Origin of the sequence: Pseudomonas sp. NPDC088444 (assembly GCF_044900175.1) — a bacterium.
GTDB lineage: Bacteria > Pseudomonadota > Gammaproteobacteria > Pseudomonadales > Pseudomonadaceae > Aquipseudomonas.
The window spans coordinates 366,966-384,391 of the sequence record NZ_JBJDNK010000002.1 but is presented as its reverse complement, the minus strand read 5'-3'; the positions used below and the strand labels follow the sequence as shown (position 1 = coordinate 384,391).

Below are 17,426 nucleotides of genomic sequence, written 5' to 3'. Positions count from 1 at the left end.
TCGGGTGGCTTGTCGTTTCTGGGGGCAAGCCCTTGCCCGGCGCGCTGAAGCGGTTATGCTAGCCCTCCTGCCAAGGAGACAGACATGACCTACGACTACGACCTTTTCGTCATTGGTGCCGGATCCGGTGGTGTGCGCGCCGCTCGATTTTCAGCGGGCTTTGGCGCCCGTGTTGCCGTCGCCGAAAGCCGCTATCTGGGAGGCACCTGTGTCAACGTTGGCTGTGTGCCCAAGAAGCTGCTGGTCTACGGTGCGCATTTCTCCGAGGATTTCGAAAATGCCCGGTCGTTCGGCTGGACGGTGGGAGAGACGGAATTCGACTGGTCACGCCTGATCGCCAACAAGAATCAGGAAATCAGTCGCCTGAACGGCATCTACCGCAACCTGCTGAACAACAGCGGTGTGACCCTGATGGAAGGGCATGCGAAATTGCGCGGCCCTCATGAAGTGGAAATCAACGGCCAGGTGCATACCGCCGAGCACATCATGATCGCCACCGGTGGGTGGCCACAGATTCCGGACATCCCTGGTCGTGAGCACGCGATCACGTCCAACGAAGCGTTTTTCCTCAAGACACTGCCCAAGCGGGTCGTGGTGGTGGGCGGTGGCTACATCGCGGTCGAATTCGCCTCGATCTTCAACGGCATGGGCAGCGACGTTACCTTGATGTACCGCGGCGAGCTGTTCCTTCGCGGGTTCGACGGCACCGTGCGCGAACATTTGCGTGACGAACTGACCAAGCACGGCCTGAAACTGCAGTTCAACGCGCAGATCGAGAAGATCGAAAAGCGCGCCGACGGCACCCTCGACCTGACCCTCAACGACGGCAGTGCGTTCAACACTGATTGCGTGTTCTATGCGACCGGGCGTCGCCCCATGCTCGACAACCTGGGCATGGAAACGGTCAGTGTCGACCTCGACGACAAGGGGTTCATCAAGGTCGATGGTAACTACCAGACCAGCGAACCGTCGATCATCGCCATCGGCGATGTCATCGGGCGTGTACAGCTGACGCCTGTCGCGCTGGCAGAGGGCATGGCTGTGGCGCGGCGGTTGTTCAAGCCCGAAGAGTATCGCCCGGTGGATTACAACCATATTCCGACGGCGGTGTTCAGCCTGCCCAATATCGGCACGGTGGGGTTGACGGAGGAAGAGGCGAAGAAGGGCGGTTACGAGGTGCAAATCTTCGAAAGTCGCTTCCGCCCAATGAAACTGACCCTGACCGACAATCAGGAGCGCACCTTGATGAAGCTGGTGGTCGACGGCAAGACCGACCGTGTGCTGGGCTGTCACATGGTGGGGCCTGACGCGGGGGAAATCATTCAGAGCATGGCCATCGCGATCAAGGCGGGCGCTACCAAGCGCGTATTCGACGACACCATCGGTGTACACCCGACCGCGGCGGAAGAGTTCGTCACGATGCGTACCGTGACGCGCTGACCATTGATACCGCCCCCACGGAAGGGGGCGGTTTGCCATCGTATTCAAGGGAAGGACCCTTTTTTGACCAGCAAGAGCTTTTCGGCAGACATGCCCCTCAATCCCATTGCACCTGAAGATCGGCAGCCCGGCGCTCAGGATCCTTTGCGCAGCGAAGCCCTTCACGACAGTGAGCGGCAGTTTCGGACGCTGGCCGACAACATGAGCCAGTTGGCCTGGATCGCCGACCCGACGGGCAAGATTCACTGGTACAACGCGCGATGGTACAGCTACACCGGCACATCGCTGGAAGCCATGCTGGCGCTGGGATGGCGGTCGTTGCACCATCCTGATCATCTGGAGCGCGTCAATACGCGCATGCAGCGCTGCTTTGCGACCGGCTCGATCTGGGAAGACACCTTTCCGCTGCGAGGCAAGGACGGCCTCTATCGCTGGTTCCTGTCCCGTGCGCTGCCCATTCGCGACCCACAGGGCAATATCACCTACTGGCTGGGCACCAGCACGGACATCACGGCGCAAGTGAAGGCCGAGGACGCGTTGCGGGAGCTCAACGAGAGCCTGGAGCGGCGGGTGGCCGAGCGGACCCGCGAGCTGGCAGAGATCAACGAGCGTTTGCAGGTCGAAATCAGCGAGCGTGCGCAGGCGGAAGAGGTGCTGCGTCACGCCCAGAAGATGGACGCCATAGGCCAATTGACCGGCGGGATCGCCCATGACTTCAACAATATGCTGACGGGCGTGCTGGGTGCGCTGGACCTGATTCAGCGGCGTGTCGCGGCCGGGCGTGTTTCGGAGATCGATCGATACATCGATGCGGCCATGAGCTCGGCCAATCGTGCGGCGTCGTTGACCCATCGCTTGCTGGCGTTTGCCCGTCGCCAGTCGTTGAACCCGCAGCCGGTGGACGTCAACCGGATGGTGGCCTCGATGGATGAACTGGTGCGGCGCACCATCGGTGAAAGTATCGAGCTGGAAGTCGACTTGAACACCGCGCTGCGGCTGACCAACACCGACGAGCATCAACTGGAAAATGCGTTACTGAACCTGGTCATTAATGCGCGGGACGCCATGCCTGACGGCGGGCGGCTATTGATTCAGACCGAAGTGGTGCACATCGCCGTGCTGCACGACTCGCTGGTGCCGGGGGATTACGTGCGGCTCAGCGTGCAGGACACCGGCAGTGGCATGTCCAGCGAGGTGATCGCCCGGGCTTTCGACCCGTTTTTCACCACCAAGCCGATCGGGCAGGGCACAGGCCTGGGCTTGTCGATGGTCTACGGGTTCATCAATCAGACCGGTGGGCAGGTGCTGATCGACAGCGTCGAGGGGCGAGGGACGCGTATCGACCTGTACCTGCCCTGCCATTTTGAAGTGATCGAGCCGGACACGACAACGGCCTCGGATTCGGCACCTCCTCGGGCCAGTCAGGGTGAGCGGGTGCTAGTGGTGGAGGATGAGCCGGAAGTGCGCATGTTGGTGGTCGATGTGTTGCGTGAATTGGGTTACTCGGTGGAGGTGGCATCGGACGGTGCAGCAGCGCTGCCGTTCATCCAGGACACCGGACGTATGGATCTGTTGGTCACCGATGTCGGGCTTCCGGGCATGAATGGGCGGCAATTGGCAGACATCGCGCGGCAGCATCGACCTGGTCTGCCAGTGCTGTTCATGACCGGTTATGCCCGCAACGCGCAGGTGCGAGGGGACTTCCTGGAAAGTGGCATGGACATGCTGACCAAGCCCTTCAGCATCGACGACCTGGCGCAGCGCGTGCGAGGGCTGATCGAGAGGCCGTCCGCTCAGTCCTGATCGGGTGCGGGGGCAGGCTGGCCGGAGCGCGCATGCTCCAGCGCGACCTCGGTCTTGATCAGAATCAACTCCAGCACGCGGTTCTGCTGTTCCCGCTCGGTCAGGCGCTCCTGAAGCTTTTGACTCTCGTGTTGGGCGTTGTGCAGACGCTCCTCCAACAGGGCGCATTGAGTGTGGGCCTGCAAATGCTGAGCTTTGAGGGCGTCGATTTGCCGGTCCTTGTCGTGCAGTCGTGAGGCCGTATCCAGCGCCGCCTGGCTCAGTCGCGCATTGTCCTTCTGTTCTTTTTGGAGGTCTTGCTGAGTACCAAGCAGCGTGGCCGTCTGAGTGCCCAGTTTGGTGGTTTGCGCGGCATGGCGCTCGATCAGGTCGGCAAGCTGGCGTTGTGTCGCCTGAAGCGCGTCTTGCAGTTCTTTCTTTTCGGCGTCGAGCCGGGCCTGGGCAGCGTCGATGTGCTCCTGCGCCTGGCCTTTGAGTCGGTGGGCAAGGCGTGCCACCAAGCTGTTCAACTCTTCGTCGATCAGGGTGTCGGATCGCTCACCTTCGGTCGCATCCAGCTCGCGCATCAGACGATGAATCGTGCTTTTCGAACCTGTATTGCCCAGTTCTATTCGTACTGCATCAATACTGGGGTTTTCGCCCCGTGCGATGAGTGAAAGGCGTGCAGTCTGCACGTCTGTCTTGGTGATGCCGCTGCGGGACATGCGGATTCCTGTTATTCGATACCGAATACGTATGCGATGTTACGTACCATGAAAAGTGTGCATTGTGCGTCATTTTTTCGCTTCTGTCTGCTCGTCCGGCTGCCTCGGGGCGGTTGAATTGAGCAGGACGAACTCGTTAGGCTGACGGTGCTTCAGTGTTGCCTGACGCCGGGGAGGGCAGGCGATGTTCGCGAAGGTGTCACCGAATTCTTCTATATAAGAGTTCTTTTATAGCGAAAACCAATCACCGGCATCAGGTTTGCCAATGAGACCTTACCGGGGATTGTGCGTAAGCTCCTCCCCATCGAATCAAACACGTTCTATTCAACCCTAAGGAGATCCACCCGATGCCTATCATTAACAGCCAAGTAAAACCGTTCAAAGCTACCGCTTTCAAAAACGGCTCTTTCGTTGACGTTTCGGATGCTGACCTGAAAGGCAAATGGTCTGTGGTGTTCTTCTACCCAGCCGACTTCACCTTCGTCTGCCCAACCGAACTGGAAGACCTGGCTGACAACTACGACGCCTTCCAGAAACTGGGCGTTGAAATCTACTCCGTTTCGACCGACACCCACTTTGCTCACGCTGCCTGGCACAACACCTCGCCAGCCATCGGCAAAATCCAGTACACCATGATCGGCGACCCAACCCTGACCATCTCCCGCAACTTCGACGTGCTGATTGAAGAAGCCGGTCTGGCGGACCGCGGTACTTTCGTGATCAACCCTGAAGGCCAGATCAAAATTGTTGAACTGAACGATGGCGGCGTTGGCCGTGACGCTTCCGAGCTGCTGCGCAAAATCAAGGCCGCTCAGTACGTCGCAGCTCACCCAGGTGAAGTTTGCCCAGCCAAGTGGAAAGAAGGCGAGGCCACTCTGGCTCCGTCCCTGGACCTGGTCGGCAAGATCTAAGTCTTCATGACCGGATCGGGGGCGCTGAGCCCATAAGCACGTAAACCGCATCGCCCCCACAAAACGCCCGGGCGGTCATCGCCTGGGCGTTGTTTTTTCTAGACTCTGCAAGTGAAGAAAAGGAAGCCGAATCATGTTGGACGCCAATCTTAAAGCTCAGTTGAAATCGTACCTGGAGCGAATCACTCGCCCGATCGAGATCGTCGCGTCCCTTGATGACGGCGCGAAATCTCAGGAAATGCTGGCCCTGCTCAACGACATCGTCAGCAGCTCCAATCAAATCACCCTGAATACCAATGGCACCGATGCACGCACGCCATCCTTTGCCCTGAACAGCCCGGGTCAGGACATCAAGTTGCGTTTTGCCGGTCTGCCAATGGGTCACGAATTCACCTCGCTGGTGCTGGCGCTGCTGCAAGTGGGCGGCTACCCGTCCAAAGCCACCGAGGAAACCATCGAGCAGGCCCGTAGCCTGACCGGTGAGTTCAAGTTTGAAACCTACTTCTCGCTGACCTGCCAGAACTGCCCTGACGTGGTTCAGGCGCTGAACCTGCTGGCCGTGCTCAACCCCAACGTGCAGCACGTGGCTATCGAAGGCAGTCTGTTCCAGCAAGAAGTCACCGACCGCCAGATCATGTCGGTGCCGAGCATCTACCTGAACGGCGAACTGTTTGGCCAGGGCCGCATGGGCCTGGAAGAAATCCTGGCGAAGATCGACACCAGTGCAGGTGATCGCCAAGCCGAGAAGCTGAACGCCAAAGAAGCCTTTGATGTCCTCGTCGTCGGTGGCGGCCCGGCAGGTTCTGCAGCGGCCATTTATGCAGCACGCAAGGGTATTCGCACCGGCGTCGCGGCTGAGCGCTTCGGCGGTCAGGTGCTGGACACCATGGCCATCGAGAACTTCATCTCGGTGCAACACACCGAAGGCCCGAAACTGGCCGTTGCCCTTGAAGAGCACGTCAAGGAATACGAAGTCGACATCATGAATCTGCAACGTGGCGATCAGTTGATCCCTGGCAAGGATGGCGCGCTGCATCAGGTCAAATTCGCCAGCGGTGGCGTGCTCAAGGGCAAGACCGTGATTCTGGCGACCGGTGCTCGCTGGCGCGAAATGAACGTGCCGGGCGAGCAGCAATACCGCAACAAGGGTGTGGCGTATTGCCCGCACTGCGACGGCCCGCTGTTCAAGGGCAAGCGCGTTGCGGTGATCGGCGGGGGTAACTCGGGCGTTGAAGCGGCCATTGACCTGGCCGGCATCGTGTCCCATGTCACCCTGCTGGAGTTCGACAGTTCGCTGCGTGCGGATGCCGTGCTGCAACGCAAGCTGCACAGCCTGCCGAACGTGACCGTGCTGACCAGTGCGTTGACCACTGAAGTGACCGGTGATGGTCAGAAGGTCAATGGCCTGCGCTACAAGAACCGCACCACTGGCGAAGCAATCACTGTCGAGCTGGAAGGTATCTTCGTGCAGATCGGCCTGCTGCCAAACACTGAATGGCTCAAGGGCACTGTCGAGCTGTCGCCACGGGGCGAGATCGTGGTCGATAACCGCGGTGAGACTTCGATCCCTGGTGTATTCGCTGCGGGCGATGTGACCACTGTGCCGTACAAGCAGATCGTGATCGCCGTGGGTGAGGGCGCCAAAGCATCGCTCAGTGCGTTCGATCACTTGATCCGCACCAGCGCCCCGGCGTGATTGCTGCTTGATCTGTCGCTGAAAAACAAAAAAACCTCATGAGCGATCATGAGGTTTTTTTGTTGGATGAGTGGGGCTATTGCGTTCGCGGAGTTGTCGCCGTAACCCGGCGGCTATCACGTGTTTCCTGTGGGAGCGAATTCATTCGCGAGACGTCGGCCAAGTCGATGCACATGTACGGCCCAAAATACCGAATCGCGAATGAATTCGCTCCCACAAGGTGATCAGCAGTCGTTCCTGGTGGTGATCAGACCGGCGTTGGCTGAATGATCTCAACCCAGTAACCGTCCGGATCCTTCACGAAGGCCAGGCTTTTCATGCGGCCATCGGTCAGGCGTTTCTGGAAATCGACACCCAGCGCTTCGAAACGCGCACAGGCGACATGCACGTCAGGCACCGAAATGCAGATATGGCCGAAACCGCGCGGGTCGGTGTTGCCGTTGTGATAGCTGAACGCAGGATCGTTCTCGGTGCCGTGGTTGTGGGTCAGTTCCAGGATGCCGGGAATGCCTTTCATCCAGACCGTGCGCGCCTCGGCGTCTGCCGGGATCTGTGCCTTGTCCACCAGCGCAAGGAAATACAGGCTGAATTCCGCTTCGGGGAAATCACGCTTCTCGACCAAGCTAAAGCCCAGTACGCGGGTGTAGAAATCCAGCGATGCGGTGATGTCCTTGACCCGCAACATGGTGTGGTTGAACACGAATTGCGCGGTGGCCGCGTCAGGCTGGGCGGTGACGCCGGGGAAAGTGTTCAGTTCGTTCAGGCTCATGATGACTCCGGGTGGGTCCTGTAAATGTTGCGCAATGATACGGGACACAGCGCCCGAGCCAAACCCGAAAGTGCTGCTCACTTGTCGCAGGCCTTGTGAGGGCGCGCGCTGTGGCCCACACTTTGCGCTCTATCGTCAGGTCATCGGTCAGGGTGTTCAGGTTGCGCATTTACCGTCTTGCAGGTCTTCTTCTCCCGCTGTGTCTAGGCAATGCCTGGTCGGCCGATTCGATGATCATCTGGCCCAGCGACTGGGAAGTTGAGGCGCTGCCTCAGGCGGATACGTCGGTCCAGATTCGCCAACGTGCAGTCAAGCATGATGCCAGTGGCGATCCGGCGATGGTCGTGGAGTTGACCCAGACTCGCCTTCAGCCGGGGCATGAGGTCAATGTGCAGGGCGTGCTGCTGGAGATGCGCAAGGCCATTCAGTTGAATTTCGTGCACAGCGGTTTTCAGAGCGTGTGCACGCAGATGAAGGCGAGCACCCTCAGTGACGTTCCGGCGATGGAGACCACCTGCACGATCACCCAGAATGGCGCTCACGTGATGACGCAGACTTTGGTGGCGGCGGCCAACAAGGAACTGGCCTGGTCGTTGTCCTACGCAGGCTCGAAGGACGGGTACGCCGCAAACAAGGATGAAGTGTTAAGGATTCGGGACAGCCTGCGCCTTAACGTATCTCCGTGATCAGGGATCTTCAGGCATAAAGAAGCCCGCCGAAGCGGGCATGGGGTGCTCATCCATTAGCAGTCTTCATCCTGTAGAACACCCTGTGAAAAAATCGTGAACGGGCCTTTCCTCTGATCGCCGCCGAGGCCATTTGACTGACCGGTCGTCTATCTTCATTTTGGCGAGGAGGGCGCGCGGGACTGTTTGAGTCTCGGCGCGACTAATAACACCAATGGATTATTGCTTTGTAGAGATATTGAGGCGCTGCCACGGTATTGCGTGCACGCCGAAGAAAGAGCGTGGCGAAAACGAAGTTCATTCTCGGCACCTGTGGCGCGGGGCAGGAAACTCGGTCGCGTAATCAAACGCGTATTTGATCTTTCGCGGCGCGCTTATTACGCTTATAAAAAAGCCCCGAAGATCGGGGCATTTTTTATAACACACGGGAAGAACGGCGAATCCGGATCAACCGCGCAGCCAGGATTCGACGGCTTCGACCCCGTATTGCTCTTTCCAGGCTTTCAGGCCACGGTGATTGCCACCTTTGGTTTCGATCAGTTCACCTGTGTGCGGATTGTGGTAAACCTTGACCACTCGTGCGCGACGGCGCTTTGGACCCGCAGGGGCGGCCAGCGCAGCCGAAGGGTTGGGGTCGAGGATGGCGATGATGTCACGCAGGCTCTTGTCATAGGTGCTCATGAGCGCCTGGAGCTTCTGCTCGAATTCGATCTCCTTCTTCAGTCCGGCATCATTCTTCAGGTTCTCCAGCTGGGCCAGCTGTTCCTGAAGGGCTTTTTCTGCGGCGCGAAACTCGGCAAGTCTGGACAAAATAATACTCCGGCGGTATTTGGCTGTTGTCAGCCCAACGCAAGCAACATGGACGTGGTTCGGGAATGCGATTCAGGTCCTGTGCTCATTTATTCACTACCCGGCGCCTGGCGGTGTCACCCGTGGATAAACTAACACGTGTTGTCAACGGCTCATCGGTCGCGGGGGAGTTGTGAGTCACTACGGGCAAATAATGCACGTTTTTTTCGAGTTGGAAAACAGGTAGAGCACATTTGTTATATGAAACTTGCCGGGAAAGATAATCGGCCTCAAAAAAGATTACGACACAGGAGAACGACCTTGTAAGTAATTTCCTAAATTATGTCGTGAGCGGAAAATATCCAAACTCCCCGGATTTTCTTGCCTGCAGACGATTACAGGCCCTGTTGCAGGGCCGGATCATCTGGATTCAATTGTTCAAGCTCGGCCAGCAGCACTTGCACTTTCTGCAGTTGGCCCGATTCTTTCCAATAACGAACAAGCAGAATCCGCGCACTGCGATTGGCCGGTTGTCGCTGCAGGATGTCCTCCAACTGGCGTTGCGCCGGTTCAAGTTGCTGCAAATCGTGCAAGGCGACCGCCAGGTCGTAGCGGTACGCAGTGTTTTCAGGTTCCAGTTCCACGGCCTTGGCCAAGGCCAGCAGCGCGTATTCGTGCTGTTGATGGCGCAACAGCCATTGCCCCAAAGCATGTTGCAACAGGGATGACTGAGGGTGTTTTTCCAGCCATTGAGCCAGTTGCTGGCGCGAGCGGTCGGTCTGGCCTTGCCGGTCCAGCAAGTCGATGAGTGCCAGCTCGATCTGAACGTTATTGGGCTCCAGCTTCAGCGCCAGATCCAGCGCGTCGAAGGCTTTATGAATGTCGCCCCGATTGACGAACAGTCTGGCCAGTTGCAACTGGCTCTGTCCGCTGGGCGGCTGCGAAGCCAGTGAGTTTTCATAGTCGGCTGCGGTGTCTTGCAGTGCACCGTAATACAGGCCGACGTCATCGGGCGTCAGTCCCAGCAGAGCGCGCACCGCACCATATCGAACGCTTTGATCGGCATCGTCCAGCAGCGGGCCGATCAATACGCTGCGCTGTGCTTCGGGCACCAGAGCGACCACGGCATCGATTGCCGCTTGCTGGACCAGTGGCACGGGGCGTTTGAGGTCGCCGTCGAGGATTTTCAATGCCTGCGCGCTGGGGTAGTTGACCAGCTCGGCAAGCAGCCCGGCGCGGCGAATGTCTGAAAGATCCGTGCGGCTCAATTGCTGATAGAGCACGCGGGCAGCGCCGGGCTTGCCGTTGTGCGCCTGCTCCAGCGCTTCTGCGTAACTGTGGTTGACCACGGGCGGGGCGGGCGGGGCGTTCCAGTGACGCACCAGCAGTGCCAGTCCGACGATCAGCAGTCCTGCGGCCGTCGCGATCACGATCCGCCAGCGGCGACGTGCTTTGGAGTGGGCGGGTGAGGGCTGAACAGGCGCGTTGGGCATACCGGATTCCGTTTCTGCGAAGGAGCAGCTTCGAGGAGTCATTGGCGAGTGTCAAACGCTGGCCGTAAATAAAAAGCCCCGAACCTTGTGAGTTCGGGGCTTGAGTAAGGTAGGGGATAACGCTACCCCACTCAGGACACCGCTGGGTCAGGCGTTGGGTTGCCAGCCACCGCCCAGCGCTTTGTAGATGGCCACGATGCCGCGATACAGGTCGATCTCGGCCTGGGCCTGGCTGTCTTCGGCGGCCAGGCGCTCGCGCTCGGCGTCCAGCAGCACAAGGAAGTCAGCGGTGCCTTCGCGGTACTGGATATTCGCCAGGTCCGCGGCCTTGCGGCTGGATTCACTTTGGCGCACCAGCGACACAAGGCGTTGTTGGCGCTTGTCGTAATCGCTGAAGGCGTTGTTGGTTTCTTCCAGCGCCAGCAATACCTGCTGCTCGTAGTTGGCCAGTGCACCTTCGGCGTCGGCGTTGGCGCCGCGAATCCGCGCCTTCACACTGCCCAAGTCAAACGCGGCCCAGGTGATGCTCGGGCCAAGGCCCCACGCTTGAGCCGCGCCTGAACCGATCTGCGAACCTCGGCTGGCGGTCCAGCCCAAGAAGCCGCTGAGGCTGACACGAGGGAACAGGTCGGCAGTCTGCACGCCAATTCGTGCGGTTTGCGCGGCCAGTTGACGCTCGGCACTGCGCACGTCCGGGCGGTTTTCCAGCAATTTCGCCGGGTCGCCAATCGGCAGCGCCTTGGAGATCGCAGGCAGTTTGGCCGGGCTCAAATCCACGGTCATGGCGTCCGGGCGTTCGCCCAGCAGGGTGGCGATGCGGTTGCGCTCGCGGACCTGCTCGGCTTGCAGTTGCGGGATGGTCGCTTCTACCGCCGCCAGGCGCGCATCGGCACGTACCACGTCGATTTCGTTGCCCACGCCTTCGTCACGCAATTGCACGGTTACACCACGGGATTCCTGCTGGTTTTTCAGGTTGGCCCGGGCGATGTCTTCGCGCAGTTGTGCGCCGCGCAACTGACCATAGGCATCCACCAATTCGGCGATCATGGTCACCTGCAATTGGTAGAGGTTGGCTTCGGCCACTTGCTGATCGGCTTCGCTGGCTTCCAGTTCGCGCTGAATACGGCCAAACAGGTCGATCTCCCACGCCATGTCCAGGCCCAGGTCGTAACGTTCCTGATTGACGCGGTGCTCGGTTTCACCCGGCACCTGAGCGCGGCCGACCTGGCTGCTGGCGCGACTGGTCACCACCGGCATCGCGTCGTTGCTGATGTCGTCACGAATGGCGCGCGCGGCCTTCAGGCGGGCGAACGCCACGCGCAGCTCACGGTTGCCTTGCAGCGATTGGGCGACCAGCTTGTTCAGGGTCGGGTCTTCGAACTGCTGCCACCAGATGGTTTCCGTGCGGCTGCGGTCATAGTTGCCCTGAACGGCGGCCGGAATGTTGGCCGCCGCAGTGTCCGGCTTCTTGTAGTCCGGGCCGACGGCACAGGCCGCCAGCGCCAGGACCAGCAGGCTCGGCAGAAAGAGTTTTGCAGCCTTCATCAATGAGCCTCCGGAGCGATGTTTTGAACGCGAGCCGCTTTGGCTGCCTTGCGCGCCTCTTTACGCCCCACATAGTTACGAATCAGCACATAGAACACAGGGGTCAACAGCAGACCGAAGAAGGTCACGCCAAGCATCCCGGAGAACACCGCCACACCCATCGCATGACGCATCTCGGCACCGGCACCGCTGGACAGCACCAGCGGCACCACGCCCATGATGAACGCCACCGAGGTCATCAGGATCGGACGCAGACGCAGACGGCAGGCTTCCAGTACGGCCTCCAGCGGGGTCTTGCCCTTGTCCTGTTCGTCCTTGGCGAACTCGACGATGAGGATCGCGTTTTTACACGCCAGGCCCACCAGTACGATCAGGCCGATCTGGGTGAAGATGTTGTTGTCGCTCCCCGCGATGATCACACCGGCAATGGCCGACAGCAGGGTCATCGGAACGATCAGGATGACCGCCAGCGGCAGGCTCCAGCTTTCATACAGGGCGGCCAGCACCAGGAACGCCAGCAGTACGCAGAGCGGGAAGACCAGCAGTGCGGTATTGCCCGACAAGATCTGTTGGTAGGTCAGGTCGGTCCACTCGTAGGTCATGCCGTTGGGCAGTTCCTCTTTCAGCAGTTTTTCCATCGCCGCCTGTGCCTGACCCGAGCTGTAGCCTGGGCCTGCGGCACCGTTGATTTCAGCGGTGATAAAACCGTTGTAGTGCATCACGCGGTCCGGACCCGAGGTGTCGGTGACCTTGATCAGCGTCGCCAGCGGAATCATCTCGCCCAGGTTGTTGCGCACTTTCAACTGACCGATCTGTTCGGCGTCCTGACGGAACTGCTGTTCAGCCTGAACGTTGACCTGATAGGTGCGACCGAAACGGTTGAAGTCGTTGGCGTACAGCGAACCCAGGTACACCTGCAGGGTGTCGAAGATGTCGCTGATGGCCACGCCGTGGGTCTTGGCCTTTTCACGGTCAATGGCGGCGTCCACTTGCGGCACGTTCACGGTGTAGCTGGTGAACAGAGCCGCCAGTTGTGGCACGTTGTGGCTCTTGACGATGATGTTCATCGTCTCTTTATAGAGCTCGTCATAGCCCAGGTTGCCACGGTCTTCGATTTGCAGGCGGAAACCGCCAATGGTGCCCAGGCCCTGTACCGGCGGCGGTGGGAAGATCGCGATGTAGGCGTCCTGAATACCGGCAAACTTCTGGTTCAGCGCAGCAGCGATGGCACCGGCGGATTCGCTCGGGTCCTTGCGCTCATCGAACGGTTTGAGCGGGGTGAACACGATGCCGGAGTTCGGGCTATTGGTGAATCCGTTGATCGACAGGCCAGGGAAGGCCACCGAGTTGGCTACACCCGGTTGTTTCAAGGCGATGTCGGACATTTCCTTGATGACCGCTTCAGTGCGGTCAAGGCTGGCGGCGTCCGGTAGTTGCGCGAACGCAACCAGGTATTGCTTGTCCTGCTGCGGCACGAAACCGGTCGGGGTGGTGGAGAAGCCCAGCCAGGTCAGTACGATCAGACCGGCATACACCACCAGTGCCACGCCGCTGATGCGGATGACGCGGCCCACGGTGCCGACATACTTGTTACTGGCCTTGACGAAGAAACGGTTGAACGGACGGAACAGCCAGCCACCCAGCAGTTTGTCGAGGAAGCGCGAGAACCCGTCTTTTGGCGTGTCGTGACCCTTGAGCAATACCGCCGCCAGCGCTGGCGACAGGGTCAGGGAGTTGAAGGCCGAGATCACCGTTGAAATAGCGATCGTCAACGCGAACTGTTTATAGAACTGCCCGGTGAGGCCCGAGATGAACGCTGCGGGTACGAACACCGCACACAGCACCAGCGCCGTCGCGATGATAGGACCTGTCACTTCGCGCATGGCGATCTGCGTGGCTTCCATCGGCGGATGGCCGAGTTCGATGTTCCGCTCGACGTTCTCCACCACCACGATGGCGTCGTCCACCACGATACCGATGGCCAGTACCAGGCCGAACAGCGACAGCGCGTTGAGCGAGAAGCCAAACAGGTGCATCACCGCAAACGTACCGATCAGCGACACCGGCACAGCGGCCAGCGGGATGATCGACGCACGCCAGGTTTGCAGGAACAGAATCACCACCAGCACGACCAGAATCAGCGCTTCGAACAGGGTGTGAATCACCGCCTCGATGGAGCCGCGTACAAAGATGGTCGGGTCATAGACGATGCTGTAGTCCATGCCTTCCGGGAAGTTCTTCTTCAGCAGTTCCATTTCATCGCGCACTTCGTTGGAAATGTCGATGGCGTTGGAACCAGGGCGCTGGAAGATCGGGATTGCTACTGCGGGCTGGTTGTTGAGCAGCGAGCGCAGGGCGTACTGGCTAGAGCCGAGCTCAACGCGAGCGATGTCTTTGACACGAGTGATTTCACCGTTGTCGCCTGCGCGGACAATGATGTTCTCGAACTCTTCCTCGGTGACCAGGCGACCTTGAGTGTTGATCGACATCTGGAAGCTGGTGGCGCTCGGCGAGGGCGGGGCGCCCAGTTGACCGGCGGCCACTTGGCGGTTCTGCTCGCGAATGGCGTTGACCACGTCGGTGGCCGTGATGTTGCGCGACGCGGTCTTGTTCGGGTCGAGCCAGACACGCAGCGAGTAATCGCCCATACCGAACAGTTGCACGTCACCGACACCGTTCAGACGCGCCAGCTCATCCTTGATGTTGAGCACGGCGTAGTTGGACAGGTACAGCATGTCGTAACGCTGATCCGGCGAAGTCAGGTGGACCACCATGGTCAGGTCGGGAGAGGCCTTGTCCACGGTAATACCGATGCGCGTCACCTCTTCAGGCAGCTTCGGTTCGGTCCGCGTGACGCGGTTCTGCACCTGCACTTGCGCGGTGTCCAGGTTGGTACCCAGCGCGAAGGTGATGGTCAGGGTCAGCTTGCCGTCGGCGGTGGCCTGCGAGGACATGTACAGCATGTTCTCGACGCCGGTGATGGCCTGCTCCAGTGGAGCCGCTACGGTTTCGCCGATGACTTTCGGGTTGGCGCCGGGGAAGTTGGCGCGCACCACGACGGTCGGCGGAACCACTTCCGGGTATTCACTGATCGGTAGCTGGAACAGCGAGATCGCGCCGCCGATCAGAATCAGCAGCGACAGCACCGCTGCGAAGATCGGTCGCGTAATGAAGAATTTGGAAAAATTCATTGGGTGTGTTCCTTAACCGCGTGGCGTAGCGGCAGCAGCCACCTTGGCGTCCAGTTTTTTCTGGGCCTGAGGTTGGTTGCTGGCTTCAAGGGCTTGGCGTTGTTGCTGCAAGGCCGTGAGGGTCTCTGGGCTGGCCATCGGCGTATCTTGCGGGTCGATGGGAGAGCCTGGACGTACGCGTTGCAGGCCGCTGACGACGATACGGTCGTCTTTCTGCAAGCCGCTACGCACGATGCGCAAGCCTTCCAGTTTTGGTCCCAGGTCAACGTTGCGATAGGTCGCCTTGTTGTCCTTGTCGACCACCAGCACGAATTTCTTGCCCAGGTCGGTGCCGACCGCTTCGTCTTTGATCAGCGTGGCGTTGTAGGTGCCGCTGCCGACCAGTTTCAAACGGGCGTAGAGGCCAGGGGTGTATTCGCCCTTGCTGTTGTCGAATACCGCACGGCCCCGGATGGTGCCAGTGCGTGGGTTGACCTGGTTGTCGACGAAGTTCATCTGCCCCAGGTGCGGGTTTTCGACTTCATTGGACAAGCCCATGTACACCGGGGTGGTCGAGCCGCGTTTGCCGTCGCGGGCCAGTTGGTTGTATTTCAGGAACACACGTTCATCGGCGTCGAAGTAGGCGTAGACCTTGTCGGTGGACACCAGGCTGGTGAGGATCGACTGGTCAGCGGTGACGATGTTGCCAGCCGTGATTTCCGCACGGCTGACGCGGCCGGTGATCGGTGCGGTGACGCGGGTAAAGCTCAGGTTCAGTTTCGCCAGATCCAGCTGCGCCTGAATGGCAGCGACAGCAGCCTTGGACTCTTGCGCGGTGGTGGTCCGCGAGTCAGCCAGTTCGGCGGAGATCGCGTTGTTGGTGCGCAGGCGCTCGCCACGCTGGGCTTCATTATTGCTGCGCACCGATGCCGCTTTGGCCTGTTGCAGTTGGGCTTCGAGGCGATGCACTTCGGCTTCGAACGGGCGCGGGTCGATCTGGAACAGCAGATCGCCTTTTTTCACCAGATCGCCATCGGTGAAGGCCACTGCGTCGATCTGGCCGGAAACGCGAGGGCGAACCTGCACGGTTTCCGGCGCTTCCAGGCGTGCCGTGACCTCGTCCCATTCGTTGACGGGCTGCTCAAGCACCTTAGCCACATTGACCTTGGCCGCCGCCGGGGCTTGCGCTGCCGTTTCAGGGCCTTTACCGCACGCACTGAGCACCACCAGTGCCAGCGCGGCAAGGGGGTAGCGCAGAGGAGTAAGTGACTGAACCATGGGAAAATCCGCCGATGTTTATTGAGATTGGCGGATTCTGTTCCCGGGGGTTCTATTGCACGAATCGAATACGGCGAAGGTAAATATCAGTGGGAATGATATTTCCAGTTACAAACGCTCTGGGACGGGGCCTGACGAGGCGCAAGCCGCATCGGGCCGGGGCAGGCGTCAAAAAGGGCGCAATGGCGGCCTTTTCTTCAGTCGAGAAGGCGCTCATTACAGACTGTCTGGATCCCCGAAAAACATCTGAATCCGTGACCGCAACCAGCGCTCGCCCGGGTCGTTGTCCTGCGAGCCGCGCCAAGCCATGTGCAGTTCGAAGGTGCGTGCGTCCAGCGGCAGTTCTTCGGCGCGAACGCCACCTGCGGCGGTAAGCACGTCAGCAGTGTAGTCCGGCACTGTGGCGACGATGTCGGTACCGGAGATCAGTGTCGCCAGCCCGTTGAATTGCGGCACGGCGAGGACCACGTGACGCTTGCGTCCCAGCTTTTCGAGGTATTCGTCGATGAAACCACCCAGGTCGCCTGCGAACGACACCAGCGCATGGGGGCGTGCGCAGAAGTCATCGAGGGTGATGGGGCCAGGCATTGAGTCGGCGCGCAGCAGCTTGGGCTTGCTGCGACGCAGGACCTTGCGCTTGGCGTTGGCGGGCAGATCGTCGGTGTAGCTGACGCCGATGGAAATCTCGCCCGAGGACAGCAGCGATGGCATCAGGATGTAGTTGGTCCGACGCACCACCAGCACGATGCCCGGTGCTTCGGAGCGCAGGCGTTTGAGCAGGGACGGCAGCAGGGCGAACTCGGCGTCGTCGGACAGGCCGATGCGGAACACGGCCGTGCTCGTGGCAGGATCGAAGTCGGCAGCGCGGCTCACGGCAGTGGAAATGGAATCCAGCGCAGGGGAGAGCAGGCCGAAGATTTCGACCGCACGAGCGGTCGGTTCCATGCTGCGCCCGGTGCGCACGAACAGAGGGTCGTCGAACAGCCCGCGCAGGCGGGAAAGTGCCGCACTGATGGCAGGCTGGCCGAGAAACAGCTTTTCCGCCGCGCGCGTGACGCTGCGTTCATGCATGAGGGTCTCGAACACGATGAGCAGGTTGAGGTCGACGCGACGCAGGTCGTTGCGATTCATGACGGGGGTCT

The 17,426-nt window shown here is 59.9% G+C and carries 12 protein-coding genes and 1 pseudogene; 5 read left to right on the top strand and 8 right to left on the bottom strand.

The window, feature by feature from the left end:
* The first annotated feature begins 84 nt into the window (after window positions 1-84).
* On the top strand, window positions 85-1,440 hold the full coding sequence (gene gorA, locus ACI2KB_RS06170) for a glutathione-disulfide reductase (protein WP_404632451.1): 1,356 nt from the start codon (window positions 85-87) through the stop codon (window positions 1,438-1,440).
* Between the two features lie 117 nt (window positions 1,441-1,557).
* Window positions 1,558-3,243 (top strand): annotated as a pseudogene (locus ACI2KB_RS06165) (response regulator); the annotation flags it as partial.
* Here the strand turns inward: ACI2KB_RS06165 and ACI2KB_RS06160 are convergent.
* Window positions 3,234-3,947 carry a DNA-binding protein gene (locus tag ACI2KB_RS06160; protein WP_404632449.1) on the bottom strand — a complete coding sequence of 238 codons (714 nt, stop codon included), beginning with the start codon at window positions 3,945-3,947 and terminating at the stop codon, window positions 3,234-3,236. The pseudogene ACI2KB_RS06165 and the gene ACI2KB_RS06160 sit on opposite strands and share 10 nt — an antisense overlap.
* 347 nt (window positions 3,948-4,294) lie before the next feature.
* On the opposite strand from ACI2KB_RS06160, the gene ahpC reads away from it, so the two are divergent.
* Together ahpC and ahpF are read left to right on the top strand one after the other, a co-directional pair.
* Window positions 4,295-4,858, top strand: coding sequence for an alkyl hydroperoxide reductase subunit C (gene ahpC / locus ACI2KB_RS06155; protein WP_062381274.1), 564 nt, complete (start codon window positions 4,295-4,297; stop codon window positions 4,856-4,858).
* 133 nt (window positions 4,859-4,991) lie between these two features.
* Complete coding sequence (gene ahpF, locus ACI2KB_RS06150) at window positions 4,992-6,554, top strand: alkyl hydroperoxide reductase subunit F (protein WP_404632447.1); 1,563 nt, start codon at window positions 4,992-4,994, stop codon at window positions 6,552-6,554.
* Window positions 6,555-6,801: 247 nt separating this feature from the next.
* On the opposite strand, the gene gloA is transcribed toward ahpF, so the two are convergent.
* On the bottom strand, window positions 6,802-7,323 hold the full coding sequence (gene gloA, locus ACI2KB_RS06145; protein ID WP_404632445.1) for a lactoylglutathione lyase: 522 nt from the start codon (window positions 7,321-7,323) through the stop codon (window positions 6,802-6,804).
* Window positions 7,324-7,445: 122 nt separating this feature from the next.
* Here gloA and ACI2KB_RS06140 point away from each other — a divergent pair, with 122 nt between their 5' ends.
* The gene (locus tag ACI2KB_RS06140) at window positions 7,446-8,009 is read left to right on the top strand and encodes a DUF4946 domain-containing protein (RefSeq protein WP_404632784.1); all 564 of its coding nucleotides are present in this window, start codon (window positions 7,446-7,448) and stop codon (window positions 8,007-8,009) included.
* Between the two features lie 447 nt (window positions 8,010-8,456).
* On the opposite strand, the gene ACI2KB_RS06135 is transcribed toward ACI2KB_RS06140, so the two are convergent.
* From ACI2KB_RS06135 to ACI2KB_RS06110, 6 genes are all read right to left on the bottom strand, one after another.
* Window positions 8,457-8,819: a histone-like nucleoid-structuring protein, MvaT/MvaU family gene (locus ACI2KB_RS06135; protein ID WP_404632443.1), complete on the bottom strand. Its 363-nt coding sequence runs from the start codon at window positions 8,817-8,819 to the stop codon at window positions 8,457-8,459.
* Window positions 8,820-9,193: 374 nt separating this feature from the next.
* Window positions 9,194-10,291, bottom strand: coding sequence for a tetratricopeptide repeat protein (locus ACI2KB_RS06130; protein ID WP_404632441.1), 1,098 nt, complete (start codon window positions 10,289-10,291; stop codon window positions 9,194-9,196).
* 147 nt (window positions 10,292-10,438) lie between these two features.
* Complete coding sequence (locus tag ACI2KB_RS06125) at window positions 10,439-11,836, bottom strand: efflux transporter outer membrane subunit (protein WP_404632439.1); 1,398 nt, start codon at window positions 11,834-11,836, stop codon at window positions 10,439-10,441.
* Window positions 11,836-15,027, bottom strand: coding sequence for an efflux RND transporter permease subunit (locus tag ACI2KB_RS06120; RefSeq protein ID WP_404632437.1), 3,192 nt, complete (start codon window positions 15,025-15,027; stop codon window positions 11,836-11,838). The genes ACI2KB_RS06125 and ACI2KB_RS06120 overlap by 1 nt, the downstream gene beginning before the upstream one ends.
* Before the next feature lie 12 nt (window positions 15,028-15,039).
* On the bottom strand, window positions 15,040-16,284 hold the full coding sequence (gene mexE, locus ACI2KB_RS06115; RefSeq protein ID WP_404632435.1) for a multidrug efflux RND transporter periplasmic adaptor subunit MexE: 1,245 nt from the start codon (window positions 16,282-16,284) through the stop codon (window positions 15,040-15,042).
* A gap of 216 nt (window positions 16,285-16,500) precedes the next feature.
* Window positions 16,501-17,415 carry a LysR family transcriptional regulator gene (locus ACI2KB_RS06110; RefSeq protein WP_404632433.1) on the bottom strand — a complete coding sequence of 305 codons (915 nt, stop codon included), beginning with the start codon at window positions 17,413-17,415 and terminating at the stop codon, window positions 16,501-16,503.
* Between the last annotated feature and the right edge of the window lie 11 nt (window positions 17,416-17,426).

Bases quoted from the DNA above. Each gene is read 5' to 3' on its own strand.
- gorA (WP_404632451.1), top strand. From the start codon at position 85: ATGACCTACGACTACGACCTTTTCGTCATTGGTGCCGGATCCGGTGGT.
- mexE (WP_404632435.1), bottom strand. From the start codon at position 16,284: ATGGTTCAGTCACTTACTCCTCTGCGCTACCCCCTTGCCGCGCTGGCA.
- ACI2KB_RS06160 (WP_404632449.1), bottom strand. From the start codon at position 3,947: ATGTCCCGCAGCGGCATCACCAAGACAGACGTGCAGACTGCACGCCTT.
- ACI2KB_RS06130 (WP_404632441.1), bottom strand. From the start codon at position 10,291: ATGCCCAACGCGCCTGTTCAGCCCTCACCCGCCCACTCCAAAGCACGT.
- ACI2KB_RS06110 (WP_404632433.1), bottom strand. From the start codon at position 17,415: ATGAATCGCAACGACCTGCGTCGCGTCGACCTCAACCTGCTCATCGTG.
- ahpF (WP_404632447.1), top strand. From the start codon at position 4,992: ATGTTGGACGCCAATCTTAAAGCTCAGTTGAAATCGTACCTGGAGCGA.
- ACI2KB_RS06125 (WP_404632439.1), bottom strand. From the start codon at position 11,836: ATGAAGGCTGCAAAACTCTTTCTGCCGAGCCTGCTGGTCCTGGCGCTG.
- gloA (WP_404632445.1), bottom strand. From the start codon at position 7,323: ATGAGCCTGAACGAACTGAACACTTTCCCCGGCGTCACCGCCCAGCCT.
- ACI2KB_RS06120 (WP_404632437.1), bottom strand. From the start codon at position 15,027: ATGAATTTTTCCAAATTCTTCATTACGCGACCGATCTTCGCAGCGGTG.
- ahpC (WP_062381274.1), top strand. From the start codon at position 4,295: ATGCCTATCATTAACAGCCAAGTAAAACCGTTCAAAGCTACCGCTTTC.